The 25,470-nt window shown below is 36.5% G+C and carries 30 protein-coding genes and 1 riboswitch; of the genes, 13 read left to right on the forward strand and 17 right to left on the reverse strand.

All coding sequences use genetic code 11. From position 1 onward, the window contains the following. Positions 1 to 56 precede the first annotated feature (56 nt). Positions 57 to 1,874, reverse strand: a complete 1,818-nt coding sequence (locus PI85_RS21945) for a DNA ligase D (RefSeq protein ID WP_036126299.1) — start codon at positions 1,872 to 1,874, stop codon at positions 57 to 59. A 108-nt stretch (positions 1,875 to 1,982) separates the two neighbouring features. Here PI85_RS21945 and PI85_RS21950 point away from each other — a divergent pair, with 108 nt between their 5' ends. After that, complete coding sequence (locus tag PI85_RS21950; RefSeq protein WP_008177468.1) at positions 1,983 to 2,804, forward strand: Ku protein; 822 nt, start codon at positions 1,983 to 1,985, stop codon at positions 2,802 to 2,804. A gap of 17 nt (positions 2,805 to 2,821) precedes the next feature. Here the strand turns inward: PI85_RS21950 and PI85_RS21955 are convergent, their stop codons facing one another. After that, positions 2,822 to 3,361: an AAA family ATPase gene (locus PI85_RS21955; protein WP_036126301.1), complete on the reverse strand. Its 540-nt coding sequence runs from the start codon at positions 3,359 to 3,361 to the stop codon at positions 2,822 to 2,824. An 83-nt stretch (positions 3,362 to 3,444) separates the two neighbouring features. Here PI85_RS21955 and PI85_RS21960 point away from each other — a divergent pair, with 83 nt between their 5' ends. Beyond that, positions 3,445 to 4,197: a bifunctional 2-polyprenyl-6-hydroxyphenol methylase/3-demethylubiquinol 3-O-methyltransferase UbiG gene (locus PI85_RS21960; protein ID WP_036126303.1), complete on the forward strand. Its 753-nt coding sequence runs from the start codon at positions 3,445 to 3,447 to the stop codon at positions 4,195 to 4,197. 57 nt (positions 4,198 to 4,254) lie between these two features. Then, positions 4,255 to 5,277, forward strand: coding sequence for a serine hydrolase (locus tag PI85_RS21965; protein ID WP_200886592.1), 1,023 nt, complete (start codon positions 4,255 to 4,257; stop codon positions 5,275 to 5,277). 104 nt (positions 5,278 to 5,381) lie between these two features. Here PI85_RS21965 and PI85_RS21970 read toward each other — a convergent pair whose 3' ends face one another. Continuing rightward, positions 5,382 to 5,912: a dihydrofolate reductase family protein gene (locus PI85_RS21970; protein WP_036126305.1), complete on the reverse strand. Its 531-nt coding sequence runs from the start codon at positions 5,910 to 5,912 to the stop codon at positions 5,382 to 5,384. A 101-nt stretch (positions 5,913 to 6,013) separates the two neighbouring features. Here PI85_RS21970 and PI85_RS21975 point away from each other — a divergent pair, with 101 nt between their 5' ends. From PI85_RS21975 to PI85_RS21985, 3 genes are all read left to right on the forward strand, one after another. Further along, positions 6,014 to 6,958, forward strand: coding sequence for a YafY family protein (locus PI85_RS21975; RefSeq protein ID WP_036126307.1), 945 nt, complete (start codon positions 6,014 to 6,016; stop codon positions 6,956 to 6,958). Positions 6,959 to 7,052: 94 nt separating this feature from the next. Further along, positions 7,053 to 8,090 (forward strand): DUF418 domain-containing protein, encoded by a 1,038-nt coding sequence (locus PI85_RS21980; protein WP_039392468.1) that lies wholly within the window; start codon positions 7,053 to 7,055, stop codon positions 8,088 to 8,090. Positions 8,091 to 8,323: 233 nt separating this feature from the next. Beyond that, positions 8,324 to 8,569 (forward strand): hypothetical protein, encoded by a 246-nt coding sequence (locus tag PI85_RS21985; RefSeq protein WP_036126311.1) that lies wholly within the window; start codon positions 8,324 to 8,326, stop codon positions 8,567 to 8,569. A gap of 191 nt (positions 8,570 to 8,760) precedes the next feature. Here the strand turns inward: PI85_RS21985 and PI85_RS21990 are convergent, their stop codons facing one another. From PI85_RS21990 to queF, 7 genes are all read right to left on the reverse strand, one after another. Next, positions 8,761 to 9,153: a RidA family protein gene (locus PI85_RS21990; protein WP_036126314.1), complete on the reverse strand. Its 393-nt coding sequence runs from the start codon at positions 9,151 to 9,153 to the stop codon at positions 8,761 to 8,763. Positions 9,154 to 9,953: 800 nt separating this feature from the next. Continuing rightward, positions 9,954 to 10,124, reverse strand: a complete 171-nt coding sequence (locus PI85_RS24545; RefSeq protein WP_162482993.1) for a hypothetical protein — start codon at positions 10,122 to 10,124, stop codon at positions 9,954 to 9,956. 157 nt (positions 10,125 to 10,281) lie between these two features. Further along, positions 10,282 to 10,821, reverse strand: coding sequence for a VUT family protein (locus tag PI85_RS21995; protein WP_036126316.1), 540 nt, complete (start codon positions 10,819 to 10,821; stop codon positions 10,282 to 10,284). A gap of 45 nt (positions 10,822 to 10,866) precedes the next feature. Continuing rightward, the gene (gene queE / locus PI85_RS22000; RefSeq protein WP_036126318.1) at positions 10,867 to 11,595 is read right to left on the reverse strand and encodes a 7-carboxy-7-deazaguanine synthase QueE; all 729 of its coding nucleotides are present in this window, start codon (positions 11,593 to 11,595) and stop codon (positions 10,867 to 10,869) included. Further along, a complete protein-coding gene (gene queD / locus PI85_RS22005; protein WP_036126320.1) occupies positions 11,588 to 12,061 on the reverse strand; it encodes a 6-carboxytetrahydropterin synthase QueD in 474 nt (157 codons plus the stop codon). Before queD ends, queE begins: the two co-directional genes overlap by 8 nt. 2 nt (positions 12,062 to 12,063) lie before the next feature. Beyond that, entirely contained in the window at positions 12,064 to 12,723 is a 660-nt protein-coding gene (queC, locus tag PI85_RS22010) for a 7-cyano-7-deazaguanine synthase QueC (RefSeq protein WP_036126322.1), read from the reverse strand. Positions 12,724 to 12,842: 119 nt separating this feature from the next. Continuing rightward, entirely contained in the window at positions 12,843 to 13,343 is a 501-nt protein-coding gene (gene queF, locus PI85_RS22015) for a preQ(1) synthase (RefSeq protein ID WP_036126325.1), read from the reverse strand. 125 nt (positions 13,344 to 13,468) lie between these two features. Next, positions 13,469 to 13,515, reverse strand: a riboswitch (PreQ1 riboswitch). Positions 13,516 to 13,962: 447 nt separating this feature from the next. Here queF and PI85_RS22020 point away from each other — a divergent pair. Both PI85_RS22020 and PI85_RS24550 read left to right on the forward strand, forming a co-directional pair. After that, positions 13,963 to 16,317: a M13-type metalloendopeptidase gene (locus tag PI85_RS22020; protein ID WP_036126327.1), complete on the forward strand. Its 2,355-nt coding sequence runs from the start codon at positions 13,963 to 13,965 to the stop codon at positions 16,315 to 16,317. Between the two features lie 169 nt (positions 16,318 to 16,486). Continuing rightward, a complete protein-coding gene (locus tag PI85_RS24550; RefSeq protein ID WP_036126330.1) occupies positions 16,487 to 16,768 on the forward strand; it encodes a hypothetical protein in 282 nt (93 codons plus the stop codon). A 110-nt stretch (positions 16,769 to 16,878) separates the two neighbouring features. On the opposite strand, the gene PI85_RS22030 is transcribed toward PI85_RS24550, so the two are convergent. From PI85_RS22030 to PI85_RS22040, 3 genes are all read right to left on the reverse strand, one after another. After that, positions 16,879 to 17,634: a class I SAM-dependent methyltransferase gene (locus tag PI85_RS22030; RefSeq protein ID WP_036126333.1), complete on the reverse strand. Its 756-nt coding sequence runs from the start codon at positions 17,632 to 17,634 to the stop codon at positions 16,879 to 16,881. 72 nt (positions 17,635 to 17,706) lie between these two features. Further along, positions 17,707 to 18,093, reverse strand: a complete 387-nt coding sequence (locus tag PI85_RS22035; RefSeq protein WP_036126335.1) for a VOC family protein — start codon at positions 18,091 to 18,093, stop codon at positions 17,707 to 17,709. A gap of 196 nt (positions 18,094 to 18,289) precedes the next feature. Then, complete coding sequence (locus PI85_RS22040) at positions 18,290 to 19,051, reverse strand: glycosyltransferase (protein ID WP_036126338.1); 762 nt, start codon at positions 19,049 to 19,051, stop codon at positions 18,290 to 18,292. A 1,378-nt stretch (positions 19,052 to 20,429) separates the two neighbouring features. Between PI85_RS22040 and PI85_RS22050 the strand changes: the two genes are divergently transcribed. Both PI85_RS22050 and PI85_RS22055 read left to right on the forward strand, forming a co-directional pair. Next, on the forward strand, positions 20,430 to 20,750 hold the full coding sequence (locus PI85_RS22050; protein ID WP_036126339.1) for a DUF4183 domain-containing protein: 321 nt from the start codon (positions 20,430 to 20,432) through the stop codon (positions 20,748 to 20,750). A gap of 192 nt (positions 20,751 to 20,942) precedes the next feature. Further along, complete coding sequence (locus PI85_RS22055) at positions 20,943 to 21,341, forward strand: hypothetical protein (RefSeq protein WP_036126342.1); 399 nt, start codon at positions 20,943 to 20,945, stop codon at positions 21,339 to 21,341. A 349-nt stretch (positions 21,342 to 21,690) separates the two neighbouring features. Here the strand turns inward: PI85_RS22055 and PI85_RS24100 are convergent, their stop codons facing one another. After that, positions 21,691 to 21,837, reverse strand: coding sequence for a hypothetical protein (locus tag PI85_RS24100; RefSeq protein ID WP_235318528.1), 147 nt, complete (start codon positions 21,835 to 21,837; stop codon positions 21,691 to 21,693). A gap of 350 nt (positions 21,838 to 22,187) precedes the next feature. After that, positions 22,188 to 22,658, reverse strand: coding sequence for a hypothetical protein (locus tag PI85_RS22060; protein WP_036126344.1), 471 nt, complete (start codon positions 22,656 to 22,658; stop codon positions 22,188 to 22,190). Between the two features lie 144 nt (positions 22,659 to 22,802). Here PI85_RS22060 and PI85_RS22065 point away from each other — a divergent pair, with 144 nt between their 5' ends. After that, positions 22,803 to 23,435 carry a hypothetical protein gene (locus PI85_RS22065; protein WP_036126346.1) on the forward strand — a complete coding sequence of 211 codons (633 nt, stop codon included), beginning with the start codon at positions 22,803 to 22,805 and terminating at the stop codon, positions 23,433 to 23,435. A gap of 403 nt (positions 23,436 to 23,838) precedes the next feature. On the opposite strand, the gene PI85_RS22070 is transcribed toward PI85_RS22065, so the two are convergent. Continuing rightward, on the reverse strand, positions 23,839 to 24,102 hold the full coding sequence (locus tag PI85_RS22070) for a hypothetical protein (protein ID WP_036126348.1): 264 nt from the start codon (positions 24,100 to 24,102) through the stop codon (positions 23,839 to 23,841). A gap of 180 nt (positions 24,103 to 24,282) precedes the next feature. Between PI85_RS22070 and PI85_RS24475 the strand changes: the two genes are divergently transcribed. Beyond that, on the forward strand, positions 24,283 to 24,450 hold the full coding sequence (locus PI85_RS24475) for a hypothetical protein (protein WP_158499489.1): 168 nt from the start codon (positions 24,283 to 24,285) through the stop codon (positions 24,448 to 24,450). A 122-nt stretch (positions 24,451 to 24,572) separates the two neighbouring features. Next, the gene (locus PI85_RS25130; RefSeq protein WP_255350116.1) at positions 24,573 to 24,707 is read left to right on the forward strand and encodes a hypothetical protein; all 135 of its coding nucleotides are present in this window, start codon (positions 24,573 to 24,575) and stop codon (positions 24,705 to 24,707) included. A gap of 86 nt (positions 24,708 to 24,793) precedes the next feature. On the opposite strand, the gene PI85_RS22080 is transcribed toward PI85_RS25130, so the two are convergent. Further along, positions 24,794 to 25,453 carry a TrkA family potassium uptake protein gene (locus PI85_RS22080; protein WP_036126353.1) on the reverse strand — a complete coding sequence of 220 codons (660 nt, stop codon included), beginning with the start codon at positions 25,451 to 25,453 and terminating at the stop codon, positions 24,794 to 24,796. Positions 25,454 to 25,470 lie beyond the last annotated feature (17 nt).

Consider the following 25,470-nt stretch of genomic DNA (forward strand, 5'->3'; position numbering starts at 1 on the left):
GTCTCAAGCATCTCCTTTTTTAATATGGATGAAAATACGCTTTCAAAATAGAGCATTTACTCTTTCATACGCTCTAAAACCGCTTGAAAATCCTGTTGTTCTCCTACTTCTCGAAAGTATTTAAAGGGATTAGTGATTTTCTTCATTCGCTCCATAACAGCAGGAATCGTAAAGTAAGAAGGTTTTAAGTCATCATTTACCTCTTCCCAATGAAGTGGCGTTGCAACTAAGCCTAATTCATTTCCACGAGTGGAATATGGGGCAATAATTGTCTTGCCTTCAGCATGCTGGACATAGTCTAAATATAATTTATTATGACGATTCTTTTTTAAGCGCTCAATCGTATATAGATGTGGCTTTTGCTGGCATAAAAAACGACAAACAAATTCAGTAAAGACACGAACTTCCTCATAGGTAAATTTGTTTGCGGGTAACGGGATATAGAGCTGTAAGCCTTTCCCGCCCGAAGTTTTGACAAATGATTGTAGCTGAAAGTAATCAATAATTTTTTTTAAATCTAGTGCACCTGCAATCGCAAAAGAAAAATGGTCCGTTGTAGGAGGATCTAAATCAAAGACAATCTCTGTCGGATACATGGTTTGTCGTGTTTGGAATGGAATGTGTAATTCTAATGCCAATTGATTGCCCAGCCATAACAATGTTTCAAGATTATTACAGACAATATAATCAATCTCATCCATCATCGCTGTGGCTACAAAGTTAGGTAGTTTATCTGGTCTACTCTTTTGATAAAAGCTTTCCCCTGGCACACCATGTGGATAGCGTATTACTGTTAATGGTCGATCTAGAAGAAATGGTAACAAGTATGGCGAAACACTTTGTAGGTACGATAAATAATGATCCTTTGTCACACCTATTTCTGGCCATACAGGTTTGTCGGGATGTGTAATGGGAACTGTTTCAGGAATAGGAAACAGCTGACGCTGCATATGCTGCCATTGACAACTATCTGGTGATAATTCCAATCGAAAGGCATGAAATTTTGGCTCGCGGAGCTTACTACCATCAAAATCTATGCAGGCAATATCCACACATATAGAGGGCTCTAGCTCCCATAATTCTTTCATACGTTGCCCTTGAGCCTGGAAAAAAGCAACGAGGGTTTGATGCTCTTCCTCCTTCATGCCATGTTTAAATGTAACGACCTCTCGTAAATGTCCTTCGTCATAAATCGAACCTTGAAAATAACCATTACTATGATCATATTGCGTCACAATAACCGTCACATAACGCCAGTTTTTAATTTTCAACCAATGGCTTGAACGTGTGTTATCCAGCCATTTACTTGTTCTTTTCTTTGCCACCATCCCTTCCCCATTGTAGACCTTGATGGCCTGCCATAAAATTTTACTTTCCTCACTTGCCTGCACCATTTGTATGGCTCTTCTGTCTTCATAATCTACATTTGGAAGCTTTACCTTTGCTGCTAGCTTCGCCAATTGCTCTTTACGAGTTTTTAAATAACGATTGCTGAATGCTTCCCCTTTCAACGTTAAAACATCAAACACTAGAAGCCGCATCGGGAAAGCTTGTGCATGCTTGGCAATGACATCTTGATTTTGCATTCTCCCTCTTTGTTGAACAACTGAAAATTCACTTTTATATGAATTGCTTAAATACACTAGCTCCCCATCAAAGGTGAGTGGTAAAAATGCTTTTATTGAGGCATATATTTGGTGACAATACTCTATAATTTCCGGGAACGAATGATTTAAATTGCGTCCATTTCTACTAATAAGCATCGGTTGTTCATCCCATAGTAAGAGGCATCGAAAGCCATCATATTTCGTTTCATAAAGCCAGTCATCCCCTAATGGAATTTCATTTGCTTCCGTTAAAAGCATTGGTTTCATGACACAATACCTACCTTGCTTTTTATCTACAGTGTTTGACGATTTCGATTTACGATACATAAAAAACTGCAAAATATATCATAGTAAGAAAAACGAGGTGACAATTATATGCATACAGTATGGAAAGGAAGCATTTCCTTTGGACTTGTCAATATCCCAGTAAAGCTTCATGCCGCTACGGAAAATAAAGATATTAAGCTGCGTCAGCTCCATAAGGAATGCCATACACCAATTAGCTATAAAAAGGTTTGCGAGGGCTGCAATCAGGAAGTAAAAGATGAGGATATTGTAAAAGCATATGAATATACAAAAAATAAATTTGTCGTACTGGATCAAGATGATTTAGAGAGCCTACGAAAAGAAAATGAAGAGAAAGCCGTAGAAATTATCGATTTTGTACAATTAACGGAAATCGATCCGATATATTTTGAACGCACCTATTTCCTATCCCCTGATTCTACTGGTGCTAAAGCCTATTCGTTATTGCGCAAAACGTTAGAGCAGTCAGGTAAAATTGGCATTGCTAAAATCATTATTCGTTCAAAAGAGCAGCTTGCGGTCGTGCGAGTGTATCAAAATGCCCTCGTGATGGAGACCATTCATTATCCTGATGAAGTACGAAGTGTGGGTGATGTCCCGAATGTTCCAAGCGAGCAAGACGTTGTACCAAAGGAATTAGAGACAGCTCTAATGCTTGTCGATCAATTAACCACTACATTTAACCCAGAGAAATATACTGATGACTACCGCAATGCATTGCTGGAATTAATCGAAGAGAAAAAAGCAACCAATATGGTAGCCACTAGTGATCAGCAACGACCAGTTCCTGACAATGTCACAGATTTAATGACAGCGCTACAGGCATCCTTAGATAAAACGAAAAAACCTACGACAAGAAAGCGTACAACACGCACGAAGAAAAATGCCTAAACAAGAAGCGTATCCATTCATCGGGATACGCTTTTTATTGGTTGACGAAAATAATTTTCTACATCCTTTTTATGCCGAACGACTACTAGTTTATCTACTATGTCTTCTTGATTGTTAAAAAAATTAGGCTTCCCCACCTCCTCAAAACGTTTATTCCATCTAAACATTTTAAAAAAAATCGAAAAGGTTGGCTCATAATGGGCTTTTTCAATCCCTATTTTTTGTTTTAAAAATCTCTTAATAATTCGAGCAGTACGAATTTTATAAGGCGTATCCAAAAAGATGATACAATCCGCTTGCTGGAAGCTTTGTGTCACCCATTCCTCTTGATGAATTCCTTCAATAATCCACCCATCCGTTTGGATAATACTTTGTAGATATTCCTGCCTTTCTTGCTCCGTCCTTCTCATATCCCCTGATGGTTTGCGAATCCAAACGACATTGTCTAATTCATGAAAAGGAAGGTGAAGAGTTTTGGATAATGATCGTGCTAATGTCGTTTTCCCACTACCAACAGAGCCAATAATATGTATTTTTTGCGGAATTTCCATTGCCATTGTAGCAACACCTCTCATGTATCTTTGTAGAATTTTTCCCTTTATTATACAATAACCTTCATAATAGAAAATAGGAGGACAAGATGAAGCCACACAATTTCGAAAATAATTTACAGACTTATAATAATCCATCTGATTATGACGCTCTCTATGCCAACTATCAAGACGACCTTCACTATATTCAACGCTATCTTGGTACGAAAAAAGACCCCATTATTGAATTAGCCTGTGGCACTGGCCGAATTGCTATTCCATTAGCAACTCATGGAATTCCTGTCTTTGGGATAGACCTTCATGAAGGGATGATTCAGCATGCTATCGAAAAAGCACAAAAACAAAATGTAGAAGTGCAATTTATCGTACAAGATTGTACACAGCTACAATTGCCTATCACCACAAAATTTATGTATATGACCGGCAATTCCTTTCAACATTTTTTAACGAATGACAGTCAAAATGCCTTATTGCAATCTGTTAAAAAGCATTTACAGCCAGGAGGCGAGTTTCTTTTCGATACAAGAAATACAATTTTAAGTGAGCTTTCAGTCATTGATAAGTATGAGGAACAAACGGTCACTAGCAATGGTGAACAACGAATCACCTTCCATCGTGAGGAATATAACCCTGTCACGCAAATTTTAACGTGCCATGCCGTCCATCAACAAGGTGGAAAAATCTATGAGGATTTCATTTTACTGCGCTATACATACCCACTGGAAATGACGAGACTATTACAGCAAAATGGCTTTGATTTGGTACACCTATATGGTACATGGCAAAAACATGAATTTCATGCACAGAGCCCCTCCATGATTGTTCATGTACGCTCACTATAAATAAGAACGTACATTCCCCCTGAGTATAATACAAGAAAAACTAGGAGTGCATATTATATGCTGACAATTTATGACCATATGGTGCAGAAGCAAATTACAGGGCTTAGTCTTGCTTTTATTGAACATGGAGAGATTCAAAGAACTGAATGCCTTGGAGTTTTAGAAATTGGATCATTCGATTATGTAAATGAGGAAACCATTTTTAATGCCTGTTCGATGAGTAAATTATTGACAAGCATTTTAGTGCTAAAGCTAGCAGAGCAAGGAAAAATCGACTTAGATGAGGATATTAATCGTAATCTTCTCTCTTGGAAGCTGCTAGAGAGTGAGCATACTCGGACAAAAAAGGTAACAATACGGAGCTTATTAAGTCATCAATCTGGTATTGTTGATCCAGCAGATAGCTTTCCTCCCCTACATTCTTTGGCTCAATGGCCATCTATGAAGGATTTATTACAAGGTTCAACGCCTTATTGCCAGAGTCCAATTGTTAGCACACTTGAACCTAATCAAAAATTTCATTATTCTGATGCAGGGTATTGCATCATTCAATTGCTTATTGAGGACGTCACAAACACACCATTTTCCTCTCTCATGGACGACCTAATTTTTCAACCATTAGCCATGCATCATAGCTTTTTTTCATCTTCACTCCCAGTAGCTCATACTGCAAGTGGCCACCATAGGGATGGCACTAGAACGATACCAAGCCACCCGTTGTATCCTTATGATGCAGCATGTGGCATTTGGACGACACCCTCGGATTTGGCTAAGTTGTTAATTGATATGATGCAAACACTTAAAGGAAAAGGAAAACTAGGTCTGACAGCTCCTACCATGCATCAACTCATGCATGCACAAGGTTGTAATGAATCTGTAGGGCTTGGCGTATTTCTAGATGGCCTTGGTGAACAGGTTGAAATTTCCTCATTAGGCTGGGGTGTTGGCTATCAGTGCATGCTAGTTGCTTACCCCTATTTAGAAAAAGGCTTTGTTGTAATGTCTAACACGGATTCAGGTGTTCATCAAATGCAAGGAATCATGGGTGATATTTACCGCTCCTTTGTCTTGTCGGTTTAGCGTAAGGTGAATGGCTACATAAGACTTCTTACATTTATATAAATGATCCATGAAAAAAAGGATAGATTTACATCATCTATCCTTTCCTTTTAATCCATAGTATCTTACACTTCTTTCTTCACCTTGTAATGCATTTGAACCATTTGACCGTATCGCTTTGTCTCAAGCAGTTTTAAATCTTCAAAAGGTCGGGGCTGTTTAAATAATGGAACACCTGACCCTAATAAATGTGGGGTAATAGTGATGATCCATTCATCAACCAACTGCTCCTGTAAAAAAGCATCCAATATATCAGCACCACCAACCATCCAAATTTTTGCGCCTGGTTGTTGTTTTAATTTCTTAGTAAACGCCACCACATCCCCTTGAACAAACTCCACATGCTCATCTTTTCCCGTTTGAGATTTGCTGAACACATAACATTTCTTATCAGGATATGGGAATGTATCAATATGTTCCAAGATATAATCATATGTTCGTTTTCCCATTATAACGGTATCAATGGTTTGATACATATCCGTATAGCCATTATCCCCTTCTCCCTCTGTTTCTTCCAGCCACTGTAAATCATCATTTTCTTTCGCTATAAACCCATCTAAACTTATTCCGATAAATACCACTATTTCTCGTGACATTATGTCAGCTCCTCTTCTTTTGAAAATCTTCTGTACAACGTCTATACTAAACAAAAAACATGACAACTATTGACATGATTAAATAAAAAAGGTGAAAAAATATGTCCAAAGCTAAACGATTAATTGATATTTTGTTATTTGTCAGCGCTAAAAAGCAATTTACAGCTCAGGAAATTGCCGATGCCTTCAACATTTCGGTACGAACTGTACATCGCTATCTGTTAGATTTAAGTGATATGGGGCTACCAATTTATGCGGAGCAAGGAAGAAATGGAGGATATACTGTGCTTTCAAGTGCAATACTTCCCCCTCTTTTATTTACAGAGGAAGAAGCGGTCGCTATTTTCTTTGCGTTCCAATCGTTGCACTATTATCGTGATTTACCTTTTAATACGGAAATGAAGTCTGTGTCACAAAAACTATATGAATCCTTGCAGAAGGATGCTCAAAAAAAGGTAGATAGTTTGCAATCCTATATGGCCTTTTGGAACCCTAAACGCTCTATATCTACACCACTATTATCAGACGTATTAGAAGCGATTATTAACCATTCACAATTAGACATTCAATATGAATCAAAATCAGGCATCACCACTAAGCATGTCCATCCTATTGGGGTGTATGCGCATGACGGCCTATGGTATATGCCTGCCATTCATTTACAAACAGAAAAAACCCTTCTATTTCGAGTCGATCGCATTCATTCAATGAATGTAAGCGATAAAGGCTATAAGACAACTGTTCATTTACAACAATGGCTAGAGAGTCCCCATGAACCTCAGCAGCCAATACGCTTACAAGTAGAATTAACAAGAGAAGGTGTAAGACAGTGTAGAAGTGAGCCAAACTTTGAACAGGCATTGGTTACTAATAGCAATGGAACTGGCTATATCGATATGATGATTGATCAAGGAGAGATTCACTTTATTAGCTCCTTTTTTTATCGCCTAGGTCCAGATGCGATTGTCCAAGAACCCACTGAATTAATTCAGCTTTTGCGGAAACATGCGCAAACCATATTAGCGACATACCCTCTGGACAGCTAATTCCAATATGACGATTTTGTAAGATTCACGTAACATTCATCGTTACTAATTTTTAGGAAATGTCTTTATACTTGGTTGTAAGGAGGAGATAACATTGCAACCAACCGACAATAACAAACGTATTGATACATTAGATTACTTAAGAGGATTTGCCTTACTAGGTATTATTTTAGTGAATATCCCTGCATTGATGTGGATTGCACCACCTCAATTAGCTAGTGATATTGCCTATAGTCAATTTCTTACACTTTTTATAGAAGGTAAATTTTTCATTATATTTTCATTTTTATTTGGAATCGGATTTTATCTTTTTCTTTCCCGTGCAATGGCTAGAAACGATAGAGCCTATGTTTTATTTAGTCGCAGACTTCTGATCTTATTACTAATGGGTATTATTCATTTCTTTTTTCAACCAGGAGAAGCTTTAACTGTCTATGCCATCTTTGGCTTTTTAGCTTTACCATTTTATAAAGTGCGGAAAGAAATTAATTTATTAATTGGGCTCCTCCTATTAGCCCTTACAGCTTATTTTGGAATGAAAATTCTCATGCCTTTCCCACTAATTTTACTAGGTTTAGCTGCTGGCCAATATCGCCTATTTGAAAATACCCGACTACATCGAAAAAAAATCCTGCTAGCGACAATTGTCATGTTCCTTGTTAGCATAGGTAGCTGGTTGTATCAATGGCAGTATGTCCCTACAGCCAATGTGAATATCGATCAATTATCCAAAATTCAGCTGGAAGAGCATATAACGAATATGGAGCAATTTGCGTTAATTGGATTACAGTTTAGTCCGTTTGTTTCAGCGTTTTACATGGGAGCCATTATCCTATGTCTACAGAGTGCACTATTCCAACAACTATTATCACCATTAAAGGCTTATGGACGCATGGCTTTAACAAATTATTTAGGGCAGACAGCACTCATTTTAATCATTGGTCATACATTCCAACTAATCGGGCAACTTCGATACATTGAGTCACTATGGATTTGTCTAGGTATTTATATTTTCCAATTGATTTGTAGTAAGCTATGGCTACACTATTTCCGCTTCGGACCAATGGAGTGGCTGTGGCGAATGGGGACCTATTGGACAGTCCCTCCCCTAAGAAAAAGAAAAGATTCTTAGCCAAGGATATATACCTATTAACCTAAAGTGAAACGTCATATATTGGTAATGTACCCTACTCGCTTTCCATCTTTGCTCATATCTTCAGCAAGATACACATCCCCATTTTATTTGGTCACTTATTTTTCAATAAGTGACCTTTTTTTGACTGCTATTCATCTTTGTTGTTCTGCACCTGTCTCTTACAGCATGCATACTATGTAAATAATACCCTTTTTTGCAGGGAGGATTGTATGAAAAATAACAAAGGCTATCGGAATAGTGAAGGAACTGAATCAGTGAGTCAAGCAGCTAAGCTGGCTGTTATTGCGGGAGCCATCACCACACTAGGTGATGCGCTAGCGACCATTGCAGCAGGTCTTGCTTTGGAAGATGAGTTAAAGGAAAACGAAACTAAAAATAATGATATGGATAAACTGCAAAAACAAATTGACGATTTAAATTATGAAATGAAGCAATTAAAAAAAATGTTCCGATAATGATGGCTATGGACGAAAAAAGACGACAATATTCAACTGATATTGTCGTCTTTAAATTGTACAATGATAAAGTTAAGCAAGTGATTGTCACTACTGGTGGACACTTTCCGCCAACAGGACCGCCCTTCGTTCCAATCATCCTCGTAAAAATAAACGTTTAAGGTAATAAACGATAATTACGAAGTATCAAATTATTTAGCCGCCCAAATTTCAAGCTCTATTTTAATTTCTGGTAAACCTAGTGCCGATACGTAGGCTATGGTCATGGATGGATAGGATTCGCCAAACATACCTTCCCATTGCTCGTAGAAATGATCCCAATCTATTTCCTCCGTAGCCCAAATATTGACCTTTACAACGTGAGTGGCATCCATTTCCTCTGAAGCTAAAATTGTTTCAATATGTTGAAAAGTATTTATAATTTGTTCCCATAATGTCTGTGGTAATTGATCATCTTGGTCCAAACCAATTTGACCTGAAAAAGCATACATTGTCGCATCTTTTGGAATAATTGTGACATGACTATATTTCCCGACAGGTTGAGGTGCCTGCATTGGATTTTTACGCACTAGTTTTGATTTCATGTTGAATCTCCTTTAGGTTTTTTTTCTAAAAAAGGACAGACTTATCCCTTCATCAACTATTCTAGAAAAAAACAGCCGTGGAGAATCCAATGCCCATGCTTAAAAAACGTATAGATCTTTTTTTCACAAGCCTTCTCCCCCTCTACCTAAAGTTATTTCCATGTTACCATTTCTATCCGTATAGTTTCAATTTATAACTGAAACTATTCAGGAGTTTCTTTTTATGATCTTTCAGGCAATTAACTATTTAACGATAGCGTACCTAACATATACTTAATAGTGTAAAGCTAAATTAGCCTTACACCTCCGAATTGTTACTAGGGTTACTCCATCCCAAGTGACCCTTCCTTTTTTCATAATAAAAACTAGGTGCTCTCTTTGTGGAGTACCTAGTTTTTTGTTAGTATGCGTGTTCATCCATAGAATATTATATCAACCTCTACAATTTTTTAACAAACTACCTATAAGTGCGGTATGCATAGTTACCATGTTTGTACTAAACAAAAATGGAGAGCGATAGTCTATGTACAACCATAATAATCTTAGTTGCATGGTATAAAATTTACAAAATAAGTAAATGATATGTCTTGTAAGGGGGGAATCGCTATGAACACTAATGTGACTAAACCCTTTATTCCATCCCCTAGTTCATAGCGATTACCATTCTTAAAAAATACAGGTCTCATAAGAGTACCTGTTTTTTGTTATATTTTTTAGGACAGTACATTTTACTACGTGTTGACAAGCATAACTAAAGGACTTGCAGTGATTTCGACTTCAAGTCCCTTGATAGTTTCTTGTTATTTTTTTATACTTTCTTTAATTTCTTCTAATAATTTTGTTTGTCTTTTAAGTTGCTTAGTCGTACTAATAGCAAACCAAATAATAAAAACAATCGGAATTATGTAAAATAGCAGTCCTAAAATAGAAAATAAACTAAAAATAATATCAGCACTATTATATTTATTCAAAACCAAAAATCCCCCTATCTTTTCTATCTATAGAGAAAATCATAGCATACTTGAGTTGGATTTGGCATAAAAATGGAAAAATCAATGTCATATAACTTACTCAATGCAGGCTACTCACTTTTCCGATAAGACGCGAGTAGCCCTCTACTACAAAAAATCAGCCCGAAATAAGACGTTTTTCTTTTATTGCTCCCACTTGACCAAGAATTAAGGCACCGAACATTTGTATAATCGTCTTCACAATAATTTGTCCTAAAATAGCGGCTGGTACTGCTTCCCAGGGTAATATATTAGCTCCAAGTGGACTTAAACCAAGGACAACGAAAATTGCAGAATCTAGAAAGCCGCCAACGATTCCACTGTATAACACTCGCCAAGCCATTGGTAATTTCAATCGAGTATAGATTTCAGTATCAGCTGTTTCAGCGACAACAAATGAGACAGCCGATGCTACCACAATTAAAAGTGTATCCCCCAGTATGAATGACACGACTGCTGATAAAATTAAAGCTGCACTAATAAATATATACGTCTTTGCTCGTCCATATTTATTTTGCACTAGGTCCCGAAAAATAAAGGTCGCCCCAATTAAAAGTGTTCCCATTGGAACAATGAACATCCCAAACTGCAATGGCGCAAATGCCGCCGTTACCACATTAGCGATGACAATCGATAATAAATAAAATAAAATTCTCAACCTACTACTCCTCCAATAAATGTATGGACATTTTGTATTGGCACACTATACACCTCTTTTATTTCCCCATACAAGGGCATGTAGCTGTGGCAATACTTTGACATCTTTTAATTCATCATCTTTCATCACTTTATCAATCAATGCATGATATTTTTCTAATAAATCGTTTATTAATCGTGAATTGTCAATCGTTGTGAGATTATCATTTCCGACTTGCAGATAAAAAGGAATCATTGGAAATAGATGATGAATTTGTTTGGCAAAATCGTAATCTAGTTGATTAAAAACGACTATTTTGAGTGAAATATTGTGCTTGCTATTTTGCCTTTTAAGTTTGTCTAAAATATCAGCGAGCACCGAATGGTCAGTGGTCATTCCTGAACTAGGTGGCTTTGGTGAAATTGTCAATTCATCAATGTCAGACATCCAGTTTTGCCACCTACTGCCCTGTGTTTCCACTCCGATCTTTATGTCGTTTTCTTTTAAAATGGCAATTAGTGCTTCTAAATTGGGATAAAGGGCAGGATTACCCCCTGAAATCGTAACAAACGAAAAGCCATGACCTCCAAGGCGCTTCAACTCAGACCAAATCTCTTCCGCTGTCATTTGAACGATAAGATGTTTTCCGCTCCCGTTCCAAGTAAATGCAGAATCACACCAAGAACAGGAATAATCACAGCCCGCCGTCCTTACAAACATGGTCTTTTGGCCAACTACCATTCCTTCACCTTGAATTGTCGGTCCAAATATCTCGATAACAGGTACCTTACTCAAGCTCCATCCACTCCCGTCTTGCTTCTGCATAGCTTGTCGGAGTTTCATAAAGCCTGATAAACTCTACGCACGCACCGTTTTCTCTTTGTTCTTCATGCAAGGCCTCTACCAATTTTTCGTATATCCAAACAACGATATTTTCTGCTGTCGTATTCATAGGTGGAAGCGTTTCGTTTAAATAACGATGATCCAAATGAATGTCGATTTTTTGTTTCCATATTTTTTTAATATCGCCAAAATCAATCATCAAGCCACGTTCATCTGTATATCCACTCAGTCCCAATACGACACGATACGTATGACCGTGTAAATTTTTGCATTTCCCCTCATATTGATGTAAATGATGAGCAGCATCGAAGGTAAATTCTTTGCTTACAAGTACACGCTTAGCATGATAGTTCAATTGATTGCTCTGAATATCTTCACCAATTTTTTGGAGCTTATCGACAATTTTAAAATCTAACATGTCTAAAACTCCTTCCTATTGCTTAAATACTCATCAAGCCCTTTTTTTCGCAGTATACAAGCTGGGCATCCCCCACAACCATCTGCTATTACACCGTTATAGCAAGTCAATGTTCTCTCCCGAACAAATTCTAGTGCCCCAAACTGATCAGCAAGCTCCCATGTCTGTGCTTTATTCAGCCACATCAGCGGTGTATCAATTACAAAGGAATGATCCATCGATAAATTTAACGTTACATTCAAAGACTTAATAAAAACGTCTCGGCAATCCGGATATCCGCTAAAATCCGTTTCGCACACACCAGTTACGATATGTTTAGCTCCTACCTGGCTCGCTAAAACGCCCGCGAATGAAAGAAAAAGAAGATTCCGTCCAGGTACAAACGTCGATGGAAGCTCACCATTTTCACCGTCTTCCACCTTAATGTCTTGTCGTGTTAATGCATTCGGAGCGAGCTGATTTAGGAGAGACATATCAAGAATATGGTGTTTGAGACCGAGCTCCTCTGCTATCAGCTTCGCACAATCAATTTCTAGACGATGTCTTTGACCATAATCAAAAGTGACTGCCTCAATCTCTGCAAAACGTTCTTTTGCCCAGAACAAACAAGTTGTACTGTCCTGACCTCCACTAAATACAACAATTGCTTTTTCCTGTTTCATCCATAAAAACTCCCTTTGATTGAAAAAACAGCACTCTAAGAAAAAGTGCTGCCTTCCCCTTAGTTTTTTTAAGAGGGTAGCTAAAAACCTCTTTTTTAATTGGACTTACCAATTTTCATTTATCGATTATCAATTTTTTCCGGATTAAGATCGTGGTTCATTAAACGATAACTTGCGATTTCCTCGTATTTAGTTCCTGACTTCCCATAGTTACACCACGGATCAATTGAAATCCCCCCACGTGGAGTAAATTTCCCCCAAACCTCGATATATCGTGGGTCCAGTAATGTAATTAAGTCATTCATAATGATATTAACGCAATCCTCATGGAAATCACCGTGATTTCTAAAGCTGAATAAGTACAACTTTAGTGATTTACTTTCAACAATTTTTTTGTCCGGAATGTACGAAATGTACATCGTTGCAAAATCAGGCTGATTGGTAAGCGGGCATAAACTAGTGAACTCAGGACAATTAAACTTGACGAAATAATCCCGATTGGAATGAAGATTATCCACTGCCTCCAATACCTCAGGGGCATACTCAAATGAATATTTCGTTCCTTGATTACCTAATAATGTTAAATCCTTTAGTCCTTCTTCATAGCTTCGACTAGACATAAAAAAACCTCCTTGTTAAATGTTTCCCAACACTTTTCAAGAGAGGCTTCACCCATTCATCTATTCAAACATACGTCTAAACATAAAAAAAAGCCACGTCCAATATGGACATGGCATAGTGTCATGTTTCCATAGTTTTTTATAGAGGGTATCAGCTATGAACCTCTCCCGTTTAAGTCCGGGCATTCTTTTCCTCCATATAATACGAAAAATAGTACGAAACGTCAAATGGATTTTTTCATGCAAATTTCTCTATAAGACCTCTTTGGTAAACAAACACTGTAATACTACCCATTTAGAAGTATATGAAACCTTCAACTGAGCATAGAATTATTACTATTCGTATAAAATAAAATCTTAACAATTTATTTCATCGATATATCTCAGTGCATTATTATTTGAACCTTATCATTCGCTCTTATAGTAAGATTTTCAATAGGAGGTGAACTTTCTCCGCTCTATTTGCGCAAAATTAGCTAGATAATGCTCTCTTGAAATGAAAAAGCTCCTAACATATTTTCAAACAAAAAAAAATCAACTACAATGGAAAAATGGTAGAAATTCTAAAATCTACCCAATTACCTTTATTTATACAAATCCACTATGAAGGAGCACGAAGATGAAAAAGAAGTTTTTATCCTTACTCATGGCCATTACAATGGTCCTATCAGTAAGTGTAGCGGTGTATGCCGATGAAAAATCCCCACCAGCGACAAGAGGAGAGCTTGTTAAAACCTTATTGGTAGCAGCAGATGCATATCAATCAGGGCTAAATAAAGAAGCGATTATACAAGGCTCAAAAAACAAGGATTTACGAGAAAATGAACCAGCCAAGAAAGTTGAAGCTTTAGTTATGTTGAGCAGAGCGTTCGGCAAATTGCCAGAGCCTGTTGGCAATGATCTTCGCAGTGGCACATTTGGAGTTAAGTACACTGATGTACCTACTTGGGCTAAAAAAGATATCGATAATCTGACTAAAGCAGGCGTACTGACGGGCAACCCTGACGGCAAATTAGGCGCAAATGACCCTATTACGATTGATGAGTTCCAAAATCTGATCGCCAGAATATGGACACTTAAAGGCTCCCACTTACATGACGATTTTTATGAAGCAATCAATAAAAAATGGTTAAATAAATCGACAATTCCAGTAGGAGAAATCATGGGCGGTGGTTTTCCTGAGCTTCAAAAACAGAATACAGATAAAATAGAAAAAATAATTACTGAGCTTTCTGGCAAACAATTTGCAGAAGGAACGAAAGAACAGAAGATTGCCGACTTCTATTCGACGGCATTGGATACAAGCAATAGAAATAAACAAGGGATTGAGCCTATTCAAAAATATGTAAAGGCAATTGACGATGCTACAACCCTTGATGATCTTGTGCAAGCAGATCTTACCCTAGAGAAAGAATTGGGTCTAAGCTCACTATTTGGCTTTGCCATCATGAACGATGCAAAGAATAGCAGTAAAAATGCTCTGTATTACACTGGATTAGCTACTGGTTTAGATAAGAACAGTTTTGTAAGTGCAGACGCTAATGCGAAAAAGGCCTATATTCAATATATGACTAAGCTTTTAGTCGTGTCAGGCGAGAAAGAGTCTACTGCAATAGCACTTGCCGAGAAAATTTACGAAATGGAAAAAGCCTTAGCTTCCGTATCCCTTGATCCTCATGAACAAGGCGACGTTACTAAATACTATAATCCATATTCAATCGAACAATTCGATGACATGTTCAAAACCGTAGATATGAAACAAGTTTTGAAGTCGATGAAAGTTGACAGTGTTGATAAAGTAATCGTATTTGATGTGAAGCTGGCACAAAAAGGCGCAGAGCTCTTAACTGACACTAATCTTAATGTGCTTAAAGCCTACTCTAAAGTACAACTTCTTATGGCAACTGGCGGTCTATTGTCAGATGAATTCGGAGATGCTGCTAATGAGTTTGCCGCAACATTATACGGAGTTACAGGAGAAAAAACAGATCAAGAAATCGCAGTAGCTAAGACAACTAGCACAATGAGCGGCTATTTGGAGCAAATGTATGCCGAACAACATTTTTCCCCAAAGGCTAAAGAAGATGTAGAACAAATGGTAGATCAGTTAATTGCTACGTATGAGGAAAGAATCAAATCTCTTGATTGGATGTCAGAAACAACAAAAGCTAAAGCCATTAAAAAACTGGATACGATGATTGTTAAAATCGGTTATCCGGACAAATGGGATACGACATTAGACAAAGTAGCGATCAAAACATATGACGAAGGTGGTTCGCTATTCTCTAATACCTTCACAGTAACGAAAGCTTATATTGATAACACGAAAGCCAAGCTAGATAAACCGGTAGATAGAACGCAATGGGTAACGAGCGTATATACGGTAAATGCTTTTTACAACGCTCTTAATAATGAAATTACGTTCCCTGCTGGTATTCTTCAAGCACCTTTCTATGATATAAATGCTAAACCTGAAGAAAATTATGGTGCCATTGGCATGATTATTGGCCATGAAATCAGCCATGCATTTGATAACAACGGATCTGCATACGACGAAAATGGCAATGCCAATAACTGGTGGACAGAAGAGGACTTTAAAAAGTTCGAAGAGAAAAACCAGAAACTGATTGAGTTTTATAATGCCATTGAGATTATCCCTGGTGTTTTCAATGACGGTCAGCTTACATTAAGCGAAAATGGCGCTGATTTAGGTGGAATGGCCGCTTCACTGCAAGTTGTATCACAAATGAGTAATCCAGACTATAAAGCATATTTCGAAAGTAATGCAGAAATGTGGAAATCCACAACAACAAAAGAATTTGCGGCAATGCTGAGCAAAAACGATGTACATTCAGCCAATAAAGTTCGAGTAAACCGCACGATTGTAAACTTCCAGGAATTCTATGATACCTATGGAATTAAACCTGGAGATGGCATGTATATAGCTCCAGAGGATCGAGTTTCCATCTGGTAAAACGCACAGTAGAGCTTGTAAAAAAGTTCAAGGACTGTCTGGAGAAGCTCTTTTTAGAGTAATACTGCTTTCTCTATGAGTGTTGTCATTAAAACAAATAGGCAGATTTAATCTACAGAGCTTGTGGATTAAACTCTGTCTTTTTGTTTTAAATTTAAGGTGCTTCACCTTGGCTACTTTTTTTATTTTTGACAAACGAGTAAATGTTACTCAATCCATAGCTTATGAAGCATCACAATTTGTACTTTATGCGGATAAAAAAACATCTTTCACCCACACTAATGGTGGAGGTGAGAAGATCATGGGTAATAATAAACATAAGAATAATAAAACTCAAGACAACAAAAAACAACAGAATCAAAATCAAAATGCTAACAGAGAGCGTGAAAACAGAGAAGAGTTCGCTGAGGAAGTAGATTTCAGTCGTATTCAAAATGAAAAAAATAAGTAATTCATGTGGAATTACCCCAATATTCACTTTATAAAGTTGAATATTGGGGGTTTTTATGACTATCAAAAAAATGAAAATCATTTCTGGTTAGGTTGATTTTAGCAACTCTTTTAGACATTACCTAAATAGCTTCGCGTTATATTTTGGAGAACTATTTTTCCATTGTTACTGTATTTTTCGAATAACGCCGACAGTAAGTAAACGAATTCTTGATATTTTTCGTCATGTTTTTTGGGAGCATACGATGCTGATAAATTCCTTCCCAAGAAACCTTTATAATCAAATACTAAATCATTTTGATACTTTTTAAACTCATACTTCCCATCCTTAAAAAAGCTATTAAAAACGTCTTGGGTTTCTTCCATTCCACCGCTAAATCCTTTGAAATTTGAACATGTCCTTTGGCAAATTTCTGCATTCTCTTGAATAATCGGACTAGTTAAATCTCTGCTATTCCACACAAGAGCAACATTAGCCTTTTCCCTTACTATTCGTTGGCATTCAATTTTAAATGCTTTTTTATCAAACCAATGAAATGCCTGTGCAACTGTTACTAACTCAACGCTATTACCTTTTAAAGTAGTGTTTTCGGCAGTTCCTTTTATTGATTTAAAACGAGAATGTATGCTTAATGACTCCTCAGCCATCTTTCTCATGTCATCATTTGGCTCTACTCCTATAACATTCATACCTTTTTCCAGCAGCTGACGACTCAATATCCCCGTACCCGAACCAATATCGGCCACGATCTGTTCTTCTTTAAGTTGATTAGCTGAAAGCAAGTAATCAATATATTCATTAGGGTAACTAGGACGATATTGCGCATATATTTCAGCCTTATCTGTAAAATTTTCAGTTGTTTTCATAGTACTACTTTCCTCCCTTTACTATTCAGTACGATTGGCTTTATCCAGAAAAATAGCTGCCTATATAAAGTGCTAAGTGTTTTTACAAATCATTAATACATTCCCATCTAGATCTTTGAACACAAAATAAAAATCATCCTGTATTTCTGTCACAAGTTCAACATGATGCTCCTTCATAAATTGATATGAAGCTTGGAGATCATCCGTTACAAGCTGAATGGATGGAACTTGGTAGGTGGCAATATCCCCATCCTTTTTTCTCCACTTTGGCATAGCATCTAAAATTAATCCTGCCGTTCCTTCCATAGGTGCCACGAATAAATGTCCAAAATGCTCTTCTCCTCCTTCCAAACCAAGTATTTTTCTGTACCATTCTATTGCCTTCTCTAAGTTACGAACTGGAATAAATACAGCACCGATTCTGTTTTTAATGGGCGTACGATTATTAGGTGTAGTCATTTACATTCTCCTTTCATAAAACTTTACATTTACTGTTGAATTCTACATCCCCTCATTTTTCACCTCTATTAGTAATAGGTATATCACTATCAATCAATAAAACGTAAAAAAAAGCGTTAATCGAATAAGGATTAACGGCACAATGGTTTCTTTATTTTTATCTCTCATACTTGAAATCTAGCTTAAGAACCCTTCTTTATCTATCTTGATTTTCATAATAGGCTTCATCCGCATACTTTCGATCTGTTCCTTTCAGATAGGCTAAGATAATGGATGGACGTTTAAGTAATATCCAATCTCCATTTTTATCAAACTTCCTACTTGAAGTGATCATTCCATTTTGAATGGTCCCAAATTTTTTCCCACTCTTTTTGCCCAACACTTTTAATCGTTTAGCGAAATCTGCATCTTCCGCCATAAGCATTTCTTCATTAAAACCATTGATCAATTTAAAGTCCTTTTTATAACACCAAAAAATCCCCACAGAAATAGCTCCATACTTAAAGAATAATGGGCCAATTAATAACAATGCTGAAACAAAAATTCCTAAGGACATTCTTTCAAACTTTCCTGTAACTCCGCCTCCAATGTACTTTCCTGAGCTTAAATACTCCTCTACCTTTGACAACACATGATCATTCATCAGTGTATCTGCATCAATCGTAACAATGATTTCACCTCTTGCTATTTCAACACCTGCGTTCCTTATCTTAGAAAGGTTCTTGTCGTCATTCTTTAATACGATACAATGATACGACCTTGCAATTTCCTCCGTTTTATCCGTACATCGATTTAAGATAACAATGATTTCAACTTGATTTTCATATGGTTTAGAAGCTTTTAAGATGGATTCTATGCATTTCCCAATGTACTGTTCTTCATTATGCGCGGGTATTACAATTGAAAATTTTATAGCCTCCTTATTTTTTTCTTCTAAAGAATTCTCCTTTTCGCCCATACATTATCTCCCCTTCGAATGAAACCATTTTTATTTCTGTAACAGTGACTTGACACAAGCGTGAATGTTGTGGAAATGACATCGGAGTGACACTATCTATTTAATTTACGCTTCCAAACACCACCCTTATAAGGAATATTATCTCATTAAAGATGGACCTGAACGAATCAAAATTTGAAATTTTTTCTAATTATTATGTATTGCAGTTTCAAGACACTTAGAAGTCTTATCCGCAACAAATCAGTAGCTCCCTAAAAAATGTAATATAATGGAAGTTAGTCTTTCAGCCTTGGGAGCCATACCCTCTCATTTTAGCTCTTCAAAATCACCAAGGTTTGTGTAATTCACTTTCTGGTCTCGCGACTAAGATTGTCTTATATTCTCCATCTGGAAAAGAAAGTACTCTTTTATAACCAAAAATGGTACATTAAAAGGGCATGAAAGTACTTTGTGTTGAATGAGCTCCACCATAAACTATTTTGAGAAGTAACGTACGATGATGCTGCGGCTTTTCGTAAAAAGGACTGATTAGATGAAAAGATTTATGTGGACTATCAGCGACATACCAAGCTTGTAGGGAGTGCTGCTACATCCCTTGACCTCTCTGCAAGCTTGGGTTTCTCAAGGGAGCTGATATGGATGAAAAATCGATCAAGGGCCTATATTCGCCATCAAAGAGAGCGAAAGATTCAAAAGAAATGGGCTATTTTACAAAATATTATGTTAAGGGAAAATGAATACATGCCTATAAGGGGTACATTGAGCAAAGGTAAAGTGCATTGCTCTTGTAGAATGTGCCGCTACGAGCAATATCACTCGATCCCAAAAGCCAAACATAAAGCAAGATTAATAGCTATGGAACAGGAAATAGACGAATATGTCTATTTCCTGTTAGTATACTGTTCTTTCTTTCCATGATCTTGCCCTTACAAAAAGCATCTTGCTTGGAAATAAAAAATAATTTCCCGGGTAAGCGCAAGAAATGACAAGTTTAGTCTTCCCTAGCAACACTAAGCGACTGATTTCATCATTATCCATGACTTGCTTAAGTGTTAAAGCAAGCATTTTCCCTCGCACTATTCTATTTCATAATTAATTTCCCTATGAATTATATTTATTTCCTGACCAAGAATGTCTTGCCATCAGTACATTAATGTAGTGTTGGTCGAGTATCTGCCGCTCTCCCTTTATCCTCTATCAAATTTTCTTTAATAGACCTATCGCCAAACCATCCTCCATATTCAATTCATATACTATTAGTGGAAATATAATAAGTTGTATTTTCTTGAAAACCTTCATTTTCTGGTGTGAAAACAATCTACTTTTTGACTCGTATAACAACTCACTAAAGATTATTTTTTTGAAGGGAGGTGAAAAAATGGCACTTTCAATTATAAATATCCATGTAAATGTTACAGGAACTTCCACTAAATTTTTTAATATTTTAGCAGCAAATTTAGCTGTCACTGATGGCACGACTATTGCTGCAACTGCCTTTTTAGATGATAGTGGAAATGCCGCTACTGCTTTCCCAGTAGTCACAAATGGCTACTATAATTTCTATATTAATGGGGTATTACAGGAAGGTGGCTCCTATACAGTTTCTGCAACAGAGTTAACCTTTAACGACGTTACAGGTACACTCACTGCAGGTACGCCTTTAGTAATCGAAGCGGTAGAATTAGTTACACAAACGTAATTAGTAAGCTAGTATTTCCCCTTATTTTTTGATGGAGGGTCACTACATCCCCAAGTGACCCTTAAATTGCTTAAAGGAGAAATCACATCCATTTTTCTCATCCCTAATAAAGTAATAAACGAATAAAAAGTTCATAGAATAGCATTGCATGAATAGGATGGATACTAAAATATTAAATGAAGGAGAATGACTATGAGCATTGAAATAATTAAACTCGCACCAACACTATTACATGTATTTAAAGCTGGTGAGTCGAATCCAAAAAAAGAAAAGCGCATTATTTATGGACAAGCTACATCAGACGCAAATGGGATCGCTACCTTTTATGTTACAAACAATGCATTAGCGAATGGCAATCCTTTATTATCAACTATTGATTTCGCAGTATCAAGTGTATACTCCACAAATGCATCGATTAATTTAAGACCTAGAGTACAAATGAGAGAAAAGAATATTGCCGCAAAATATGTCTCTGCAAATGTGACAAATATTAGTGGTGTAACGGTATTAGGCATTAGTGTATTAGGGTCTGAAAATCCTGTAAGCGGCGTTATTGTCGACTTTATGGTTCTCGGTAGCTTTGATCTTTAATAGAAGGTATGGAGGTTTTTCATTGATGATGAAAGAATGAAAGAATGAAAAAAAGATGCCCAAAAAGGAGAGCCTTTTTGAACATCTTTACTTTATTGCAAAGGAATATTCAGTTCAATATTTTTCCCAATAGGATTGGCGTAATAGTTTAAATATTTTTGGCTTTCCATTTTAATCTTCAAATTGTGTCGTTTCCACTACGTATTGCTCATCTCGTGAAAACGAAATACCTTTGGACTCTCACAGCGTACCATCTTCTTTTATTGCAGCAGAAAACATTAAAAATTTACCTTGATGATCCTGATTCATCTTTACGGATACACTTTGCTGCGACGCGGAAATATCACCATTAAAATAGCATCACGTCCATAGCATCTTGCTCATTCTTCATATATGTAATGGCCAGACGATACAAAATATCCTGATCCATTTCAATAAGGGAAAGTATCGCTTTATGATCCCCGCGTATAGCACGCTGCTCTAATTCATATATCATCCTTTTCGCCTCCTTCCTCCATTAGACGATGCGATTCTTCATTTCGTTCAAAATCTGTAAATTTTTCTTTTAAATTGGAAGTACCATGGTTCTAAACCAGTAAAACACATCATCCTGTGCCTTACTGGTTTTATAGAAGCCTACATATTATGAGATAGAAAATTCCAAGCTCGAGGCTTCAGTGTTCCCCCCTTTGTCATTCTCAGTTACCAAAGCGCAAAATGATACATATTCCTTTCTCTGGTACCCCATGCTCATCGGTTATCCTCATTTGTAGAATTGTCGACCATTTTTTTGAAGAACGGACTCCCCTATGTTCGACCGCCACGTAAATCATTTATAAACTTTTGTTATCGTGTATACACACCTATGAAACCATCATCATTCCCATTATTAAGAAGTTTGATTTCCTCATAGGGATTCTTCTTGTTACTTTCTAAAAGAAATAGCTTTTTGTAATTTGTGCTACTTCCTTCTGTAGTTGTATAGGTAAAAGTTAAAATTTTCTTTTCCTTATTATATTTAAAGGAGTAATCAGAGTAATTCTTTGTAGTTGAATTTATTAAAATATATGTTTTATGTTCATTTTCATCATAAGCATAAATTCCATCCTTTAATTCTTCTCCAAATATGTTAAGAACCTTCTTACTTTCTTCATGATTAGCATCCAGTTCTAGTACTCTTAAATTTTTTAATTTTGTATTTTCAGAAAGAACAATTTCGGGATTGTTCTCTTCATAGTTAACATCCACACTATAGCTGCAAGCCGTTTGCATTAACAATAATCCAAGTAAAGCACAAACTGTTAACCTCTTTTTCACGACTCTTTTTCCACCTTCTTTTAAAATTTAATAACTTTAGTTAATACTTACATATTATACAATAATCTAAACTAGTATATACAAATATTGCCACTTAGTATATAATGGAAATTGAATTACAAATACAGGGGAGGTTGTTAAAAGATGACAGCAATAACTGGAAATAAGTTACTTAGTTCGTTGTTCTTTAGCTTTGTGTTATTTTTAGTTTTTAGTTGCAGTAGCCTTTTAGTCCATGCAGCCGAAAGTGATTCAGAATTACTACCCTTTGAAGATTTAGAATTTGTGACAGATGATAGGTATAGCGTACCAACAGAAGACGGTGGCATGATTTTGTTTGAATCAGAAGAAGATTACCAATCTTATCTGAATAACAGCATACAACCTTTATGTGCTACATGTAATCAGACAACTCAGACAACACTTGAAAAATACACTGTTTCACGCGCATTTATTGGTTATCACCCCGCTACACCAGGTTGGGATAAAGTGAAAAGTGTATCCATCGCTGGCGGAATCACTTGGAGTATAAACGGCTCCTTTGCACAAGGTTCATCAACGTTCGGTATTTCATTTTCACATAGTTTTACATCTACAAGGACTTATGAATCGCAGTACCCTACTAAATATATCCGTGTTGGTGTTAGAAAAGATGTTATTTACCACAAAGTAAAAAATGTAGTAAGAAATCCTATGGGTACAATTATCAACACGTATATCACTGAAACTGCAACTCCATATGGTGATACGTATACGGAGTTAATGTATAGAAATTAAGTAGCTATTTAAAAGTAGTACAAGTATAAATATCATGTTACGAAAACCCAACTACAAATTTTTTTGTAGTTGGGTTTTTAAATTAACGAAAGTAATGAAAGCAACTCAAGCAAAATCTTTATTCATTAAAATAGAATAAATCCATGCGTCAATTGTGGGGTACACTCATAAGTCATACCCCACAACCCTTGCTATATCAGCATTTCTAGGCTTACCTAAAAATACTGTTTTCATAAATGCCAGGTTTTTTGTAATAAGGGGTTATAAAAGTAAATCAACTGGGGTAAAAGTGAGGTACTACCGTTTTTGAAAGTTTGTACCCCACTTTATTAGTTTGCATAATAATTATTATATGGCAGGTGTATAAAAAAATCACTACTCATTTAGAGAGTGATTTTTTGTTTTATATAAAACTGTTCATGGCCTCTTTAGTTTCAATTGAGTACGTTTCTTCTTCTATGATGATAGGCTCATTTCGCTCAATCCTAAATTTACTTTGAGGTGGTCGTTTCATATCCTCTTCAATTAACCTCTTTACATACTTACTGACGTTTCGTGGCTTACCAGTCAACGGGTTTGTTTGTTCTGCATGATTTAATAGTGCGAAATCGTGTTCATCACTGATGTTAAAGCTGACAGGTTTGTTCTTCCTACCTTCATTACTCACCCAAATGCCCCCTTATACAAATTTGCAGATATATGTGATGAACCTGTAAAGGATGCTGCAGAAAGGTTATGTAATACTGGGGCAGTGTCAGAGTTCGTTGTCGAAGAGATCAGAAAGTGGTTCAGGAGAGATTATCGATGGAAAGATACAAACACCATGGGATATCCAGAAAGGCCGAAATTGAGGATAACGGTTCAGCCTAACAAAGGCAAAGTGACGATTAAATTCAAACAGCGAGATTTCGAACAATTGAGTGTGTTGGCATTCGCTCTCGATATAACACCAACCACAACGGCTGCTGTACTAATTCGGGTGACACTAGGTAATAAGAAGGTTATGCAATGGTAATTGTCCAATTTTCTTCGCCATTTAGATGAAATGGAAATACGTAAGATTTTTCGATTACTCAAATTATAAAGGCGATGGCCCATGATATTATTGGGTTTACATTATGCGGAGGCATCATTGTTTTGTGGGTAGCCGATAAGGTTGAAAACTTGGTGTATAATCTGAAATCGATGCTTGGAGAAACTATAGATGAGGCTGTTACTGTAGTAATGAAAGTTGTACCTAAAAAGAAGAAACATGATGAATTAGAGGTTTAGTTTAAATAAATCCAGGTACTCATTCGAGCACCTGGTTATTTGTTTGCTACATTATATACTTGTCAAAGCTAAATCAACATGTTCTCTTAGTCATTTAAACTTGAGAACCTTGCTAAATCACTTCTTTTACCAATAGTTACCAACAGATCTTCTCTTTGCAGTAATTCCTCAGGGGATGGAGATACGATAATATCTCCAGTTCTTATAATTGCGATTACACTAACGTTGAATTTAGCACGAATGTTCAGCTCTTTTAAGTTCTTACCAACCATTTTTGAAGGGATAATAATTTCTTCTATATTATGATCCTTAGAAAGTTCAATATAATCGAGAGTGTTTGGTGAAAGAAGTTGATTGGCAACTCGGTCTCCCATATCCCTTTCAGGATAGATAATCCAATCCACTCCTATTGCTTCTAAAACTTGACCGTGACGTTTTCCAATAGCTTTTGCGATTATTTTTTTTAATCCAAGATTTTTAAGTAGCATACAAGTCAAAATACTTGCTTGAATATCATCACCAATTGCTACAATTATACAGTCAAAGTTGGTAATTCCTAAGGATCTAAGTGCCTTCTCATCCGTAGAATCTGCAATAACTCCGTGTGTGTAAAAAGTTTCAGCATCTTCTACACTCTCTTCATCTAAATCTATACCCAAAACTTCTTGCCCAGCTTCATGTAATCTTCTTGCGATACTGGTTCCAAATCTTCCTAATCCTATCACAGCATATTGTTTTTTATCCACTCTCTATACACTCCCCG

Source organism: Lysinibacillus sp. A1 (genome assembly GCF_000801965.1).
In the GTDB taxonomy this organism is placed as follows: Bacteria; Bacillota; Bacilli; order Bacillales_A; family Planococcaceae; genus Lysinibacillus; species Lysinibacillus fusiformis.

Bases quoted from the DNA above. Each gene is read 5' to 3' on its own strand.
- PI85_RS21945 (WP_036126299.1), bottom strand. From the start codon at position 1,874: ATGAAACCAATGCTTTTAACGGAAGCAAATGAAATTCCATTAGGGGAT.
- PI85_RS21950 (WP_008177468.1), top strand. From the start codon at position 1,983: ATGCATACAGTATGGAAAGGAAGCATTTCCTTTGGACTTGTCAATATC.
- PI85_RS21955 (WP_036126301.1), bottom strand. From the start codon at position 3,361: ATGGCAATGGAAATTCCGCAAAAAATACATATTATTGGCTCTGTTGGT.
- PI85_RS21960 (WP_036126303.1), top strand. From the start codon at position 3,445: ATGAAGCCACACAATTTCGAAAATAATTTACAGACTTATAATAATCCA.
- PI85_RS21965 (WP_200886592.1), top strand. From the start codon at position 4,255: ATGCTGACAATTTATGACCATATGGTGCAGAAGCAAATTACAGGGCTT.
- PI85_RS21970 (WP_036126305.1), bottom strand. From the start codon at position 5,912: ATGTCACGAGAAATAGTGGTATTTATCGGAATAAGTTTAGATGGGTTT.
- PI85_RS21975 (WP_036126307.1), top strand. From the start codon at position 6,014: ATGTCCAAAGCTAAACGATTAATTGATATTTTGTTATTTGTCAGCGCT.
- PI85_RS21985 (WP_036126311.1), top strand. From the start codon at position 8,324: ATGAAAAATAACAAAGGCTATCGGAATAGTGAAGGAACTGAATCAGTG.
- PI85_RS21990 (WP_036126314.1), bottom strand. From the start codon at position 9,153: ATGAAATCAAAACTAGTGCGTAAAAATCCAATGCAGGCACCTCAACCT.
- queD (WP_036126320.1), bottom strand. From the start codon at position 12,061: ATGTTAGATTTTAAAATTGTCGATAAGCTCCAAAAAATTGGTGAAGAT.
- queC (WP_036126322.1), bottom strand. From the start codon at position 12,723: ATGAAACAGGAAAAAGCAATTGTTGTATTTAGTGGAGGTCAGGACAGT.
- queF (WP_036126325.1), bottom strand. From the start codon at position 13,343: ATGTCTAGTCGAAGCTATGAAGAAGGACTAAAGGATTTAACATTATTA.
- PI85_RS22020 (WP_036126327.1), top strand. From the start codon at position 13,963: ATGAAAAAGAAGTTTTTATCCTTACTCATGGCCATTACAATGGTCCTA.
- PI85_RS22030 (WP_036126333.1), bottom strand. From the start codon at position 17,634: ATGAAAACAACTGAAAATTTTACAGATAAGGCTGAAATATATGCGCAA.
- PI85_RS22035 (WP_036126335.1), bottom strand. From the start codon at position 18,093: ATGACTACACCTAATAATCGTACGCCCATTAAAAACAGAATCGGTGCT.
- PI85_RS22040 (WP_036126338.1), bottom strand. From the start codon at position 19,051: ATGGGCGAAAAGGAGAATTCTTTAGAAGAAAAAAATAAGGAGGCTATA.
- PI85_RS22050 (WP_036126339.1), top strand. From the start codon at position 20,430: ATGGCACTTTCAATTATAAATATCCATGTAAATGTTACAGGAACTTCC.
- PI85_RS22055 (WP_036126342.1), top strand. From the start codon at position 20,943: ATGAGCATTGAAATAATTAAACTCGCACCAACACTATTACATGTATTT.
- PI85_RS24100 (WP_235318528.1), bottom strand. From the start codon at position 21,837: ATGATATATGAATTAGAGCAGCGTGCTATACGCGGGGATCATAAAGCG.
- PI85_RS22065 (WP_036126346.1), top strand. From the start codon at position 22,803: ATGACAGCAATAACTGGAAATAAGTTACTTAGTTCGTTGTTCTTTAGC.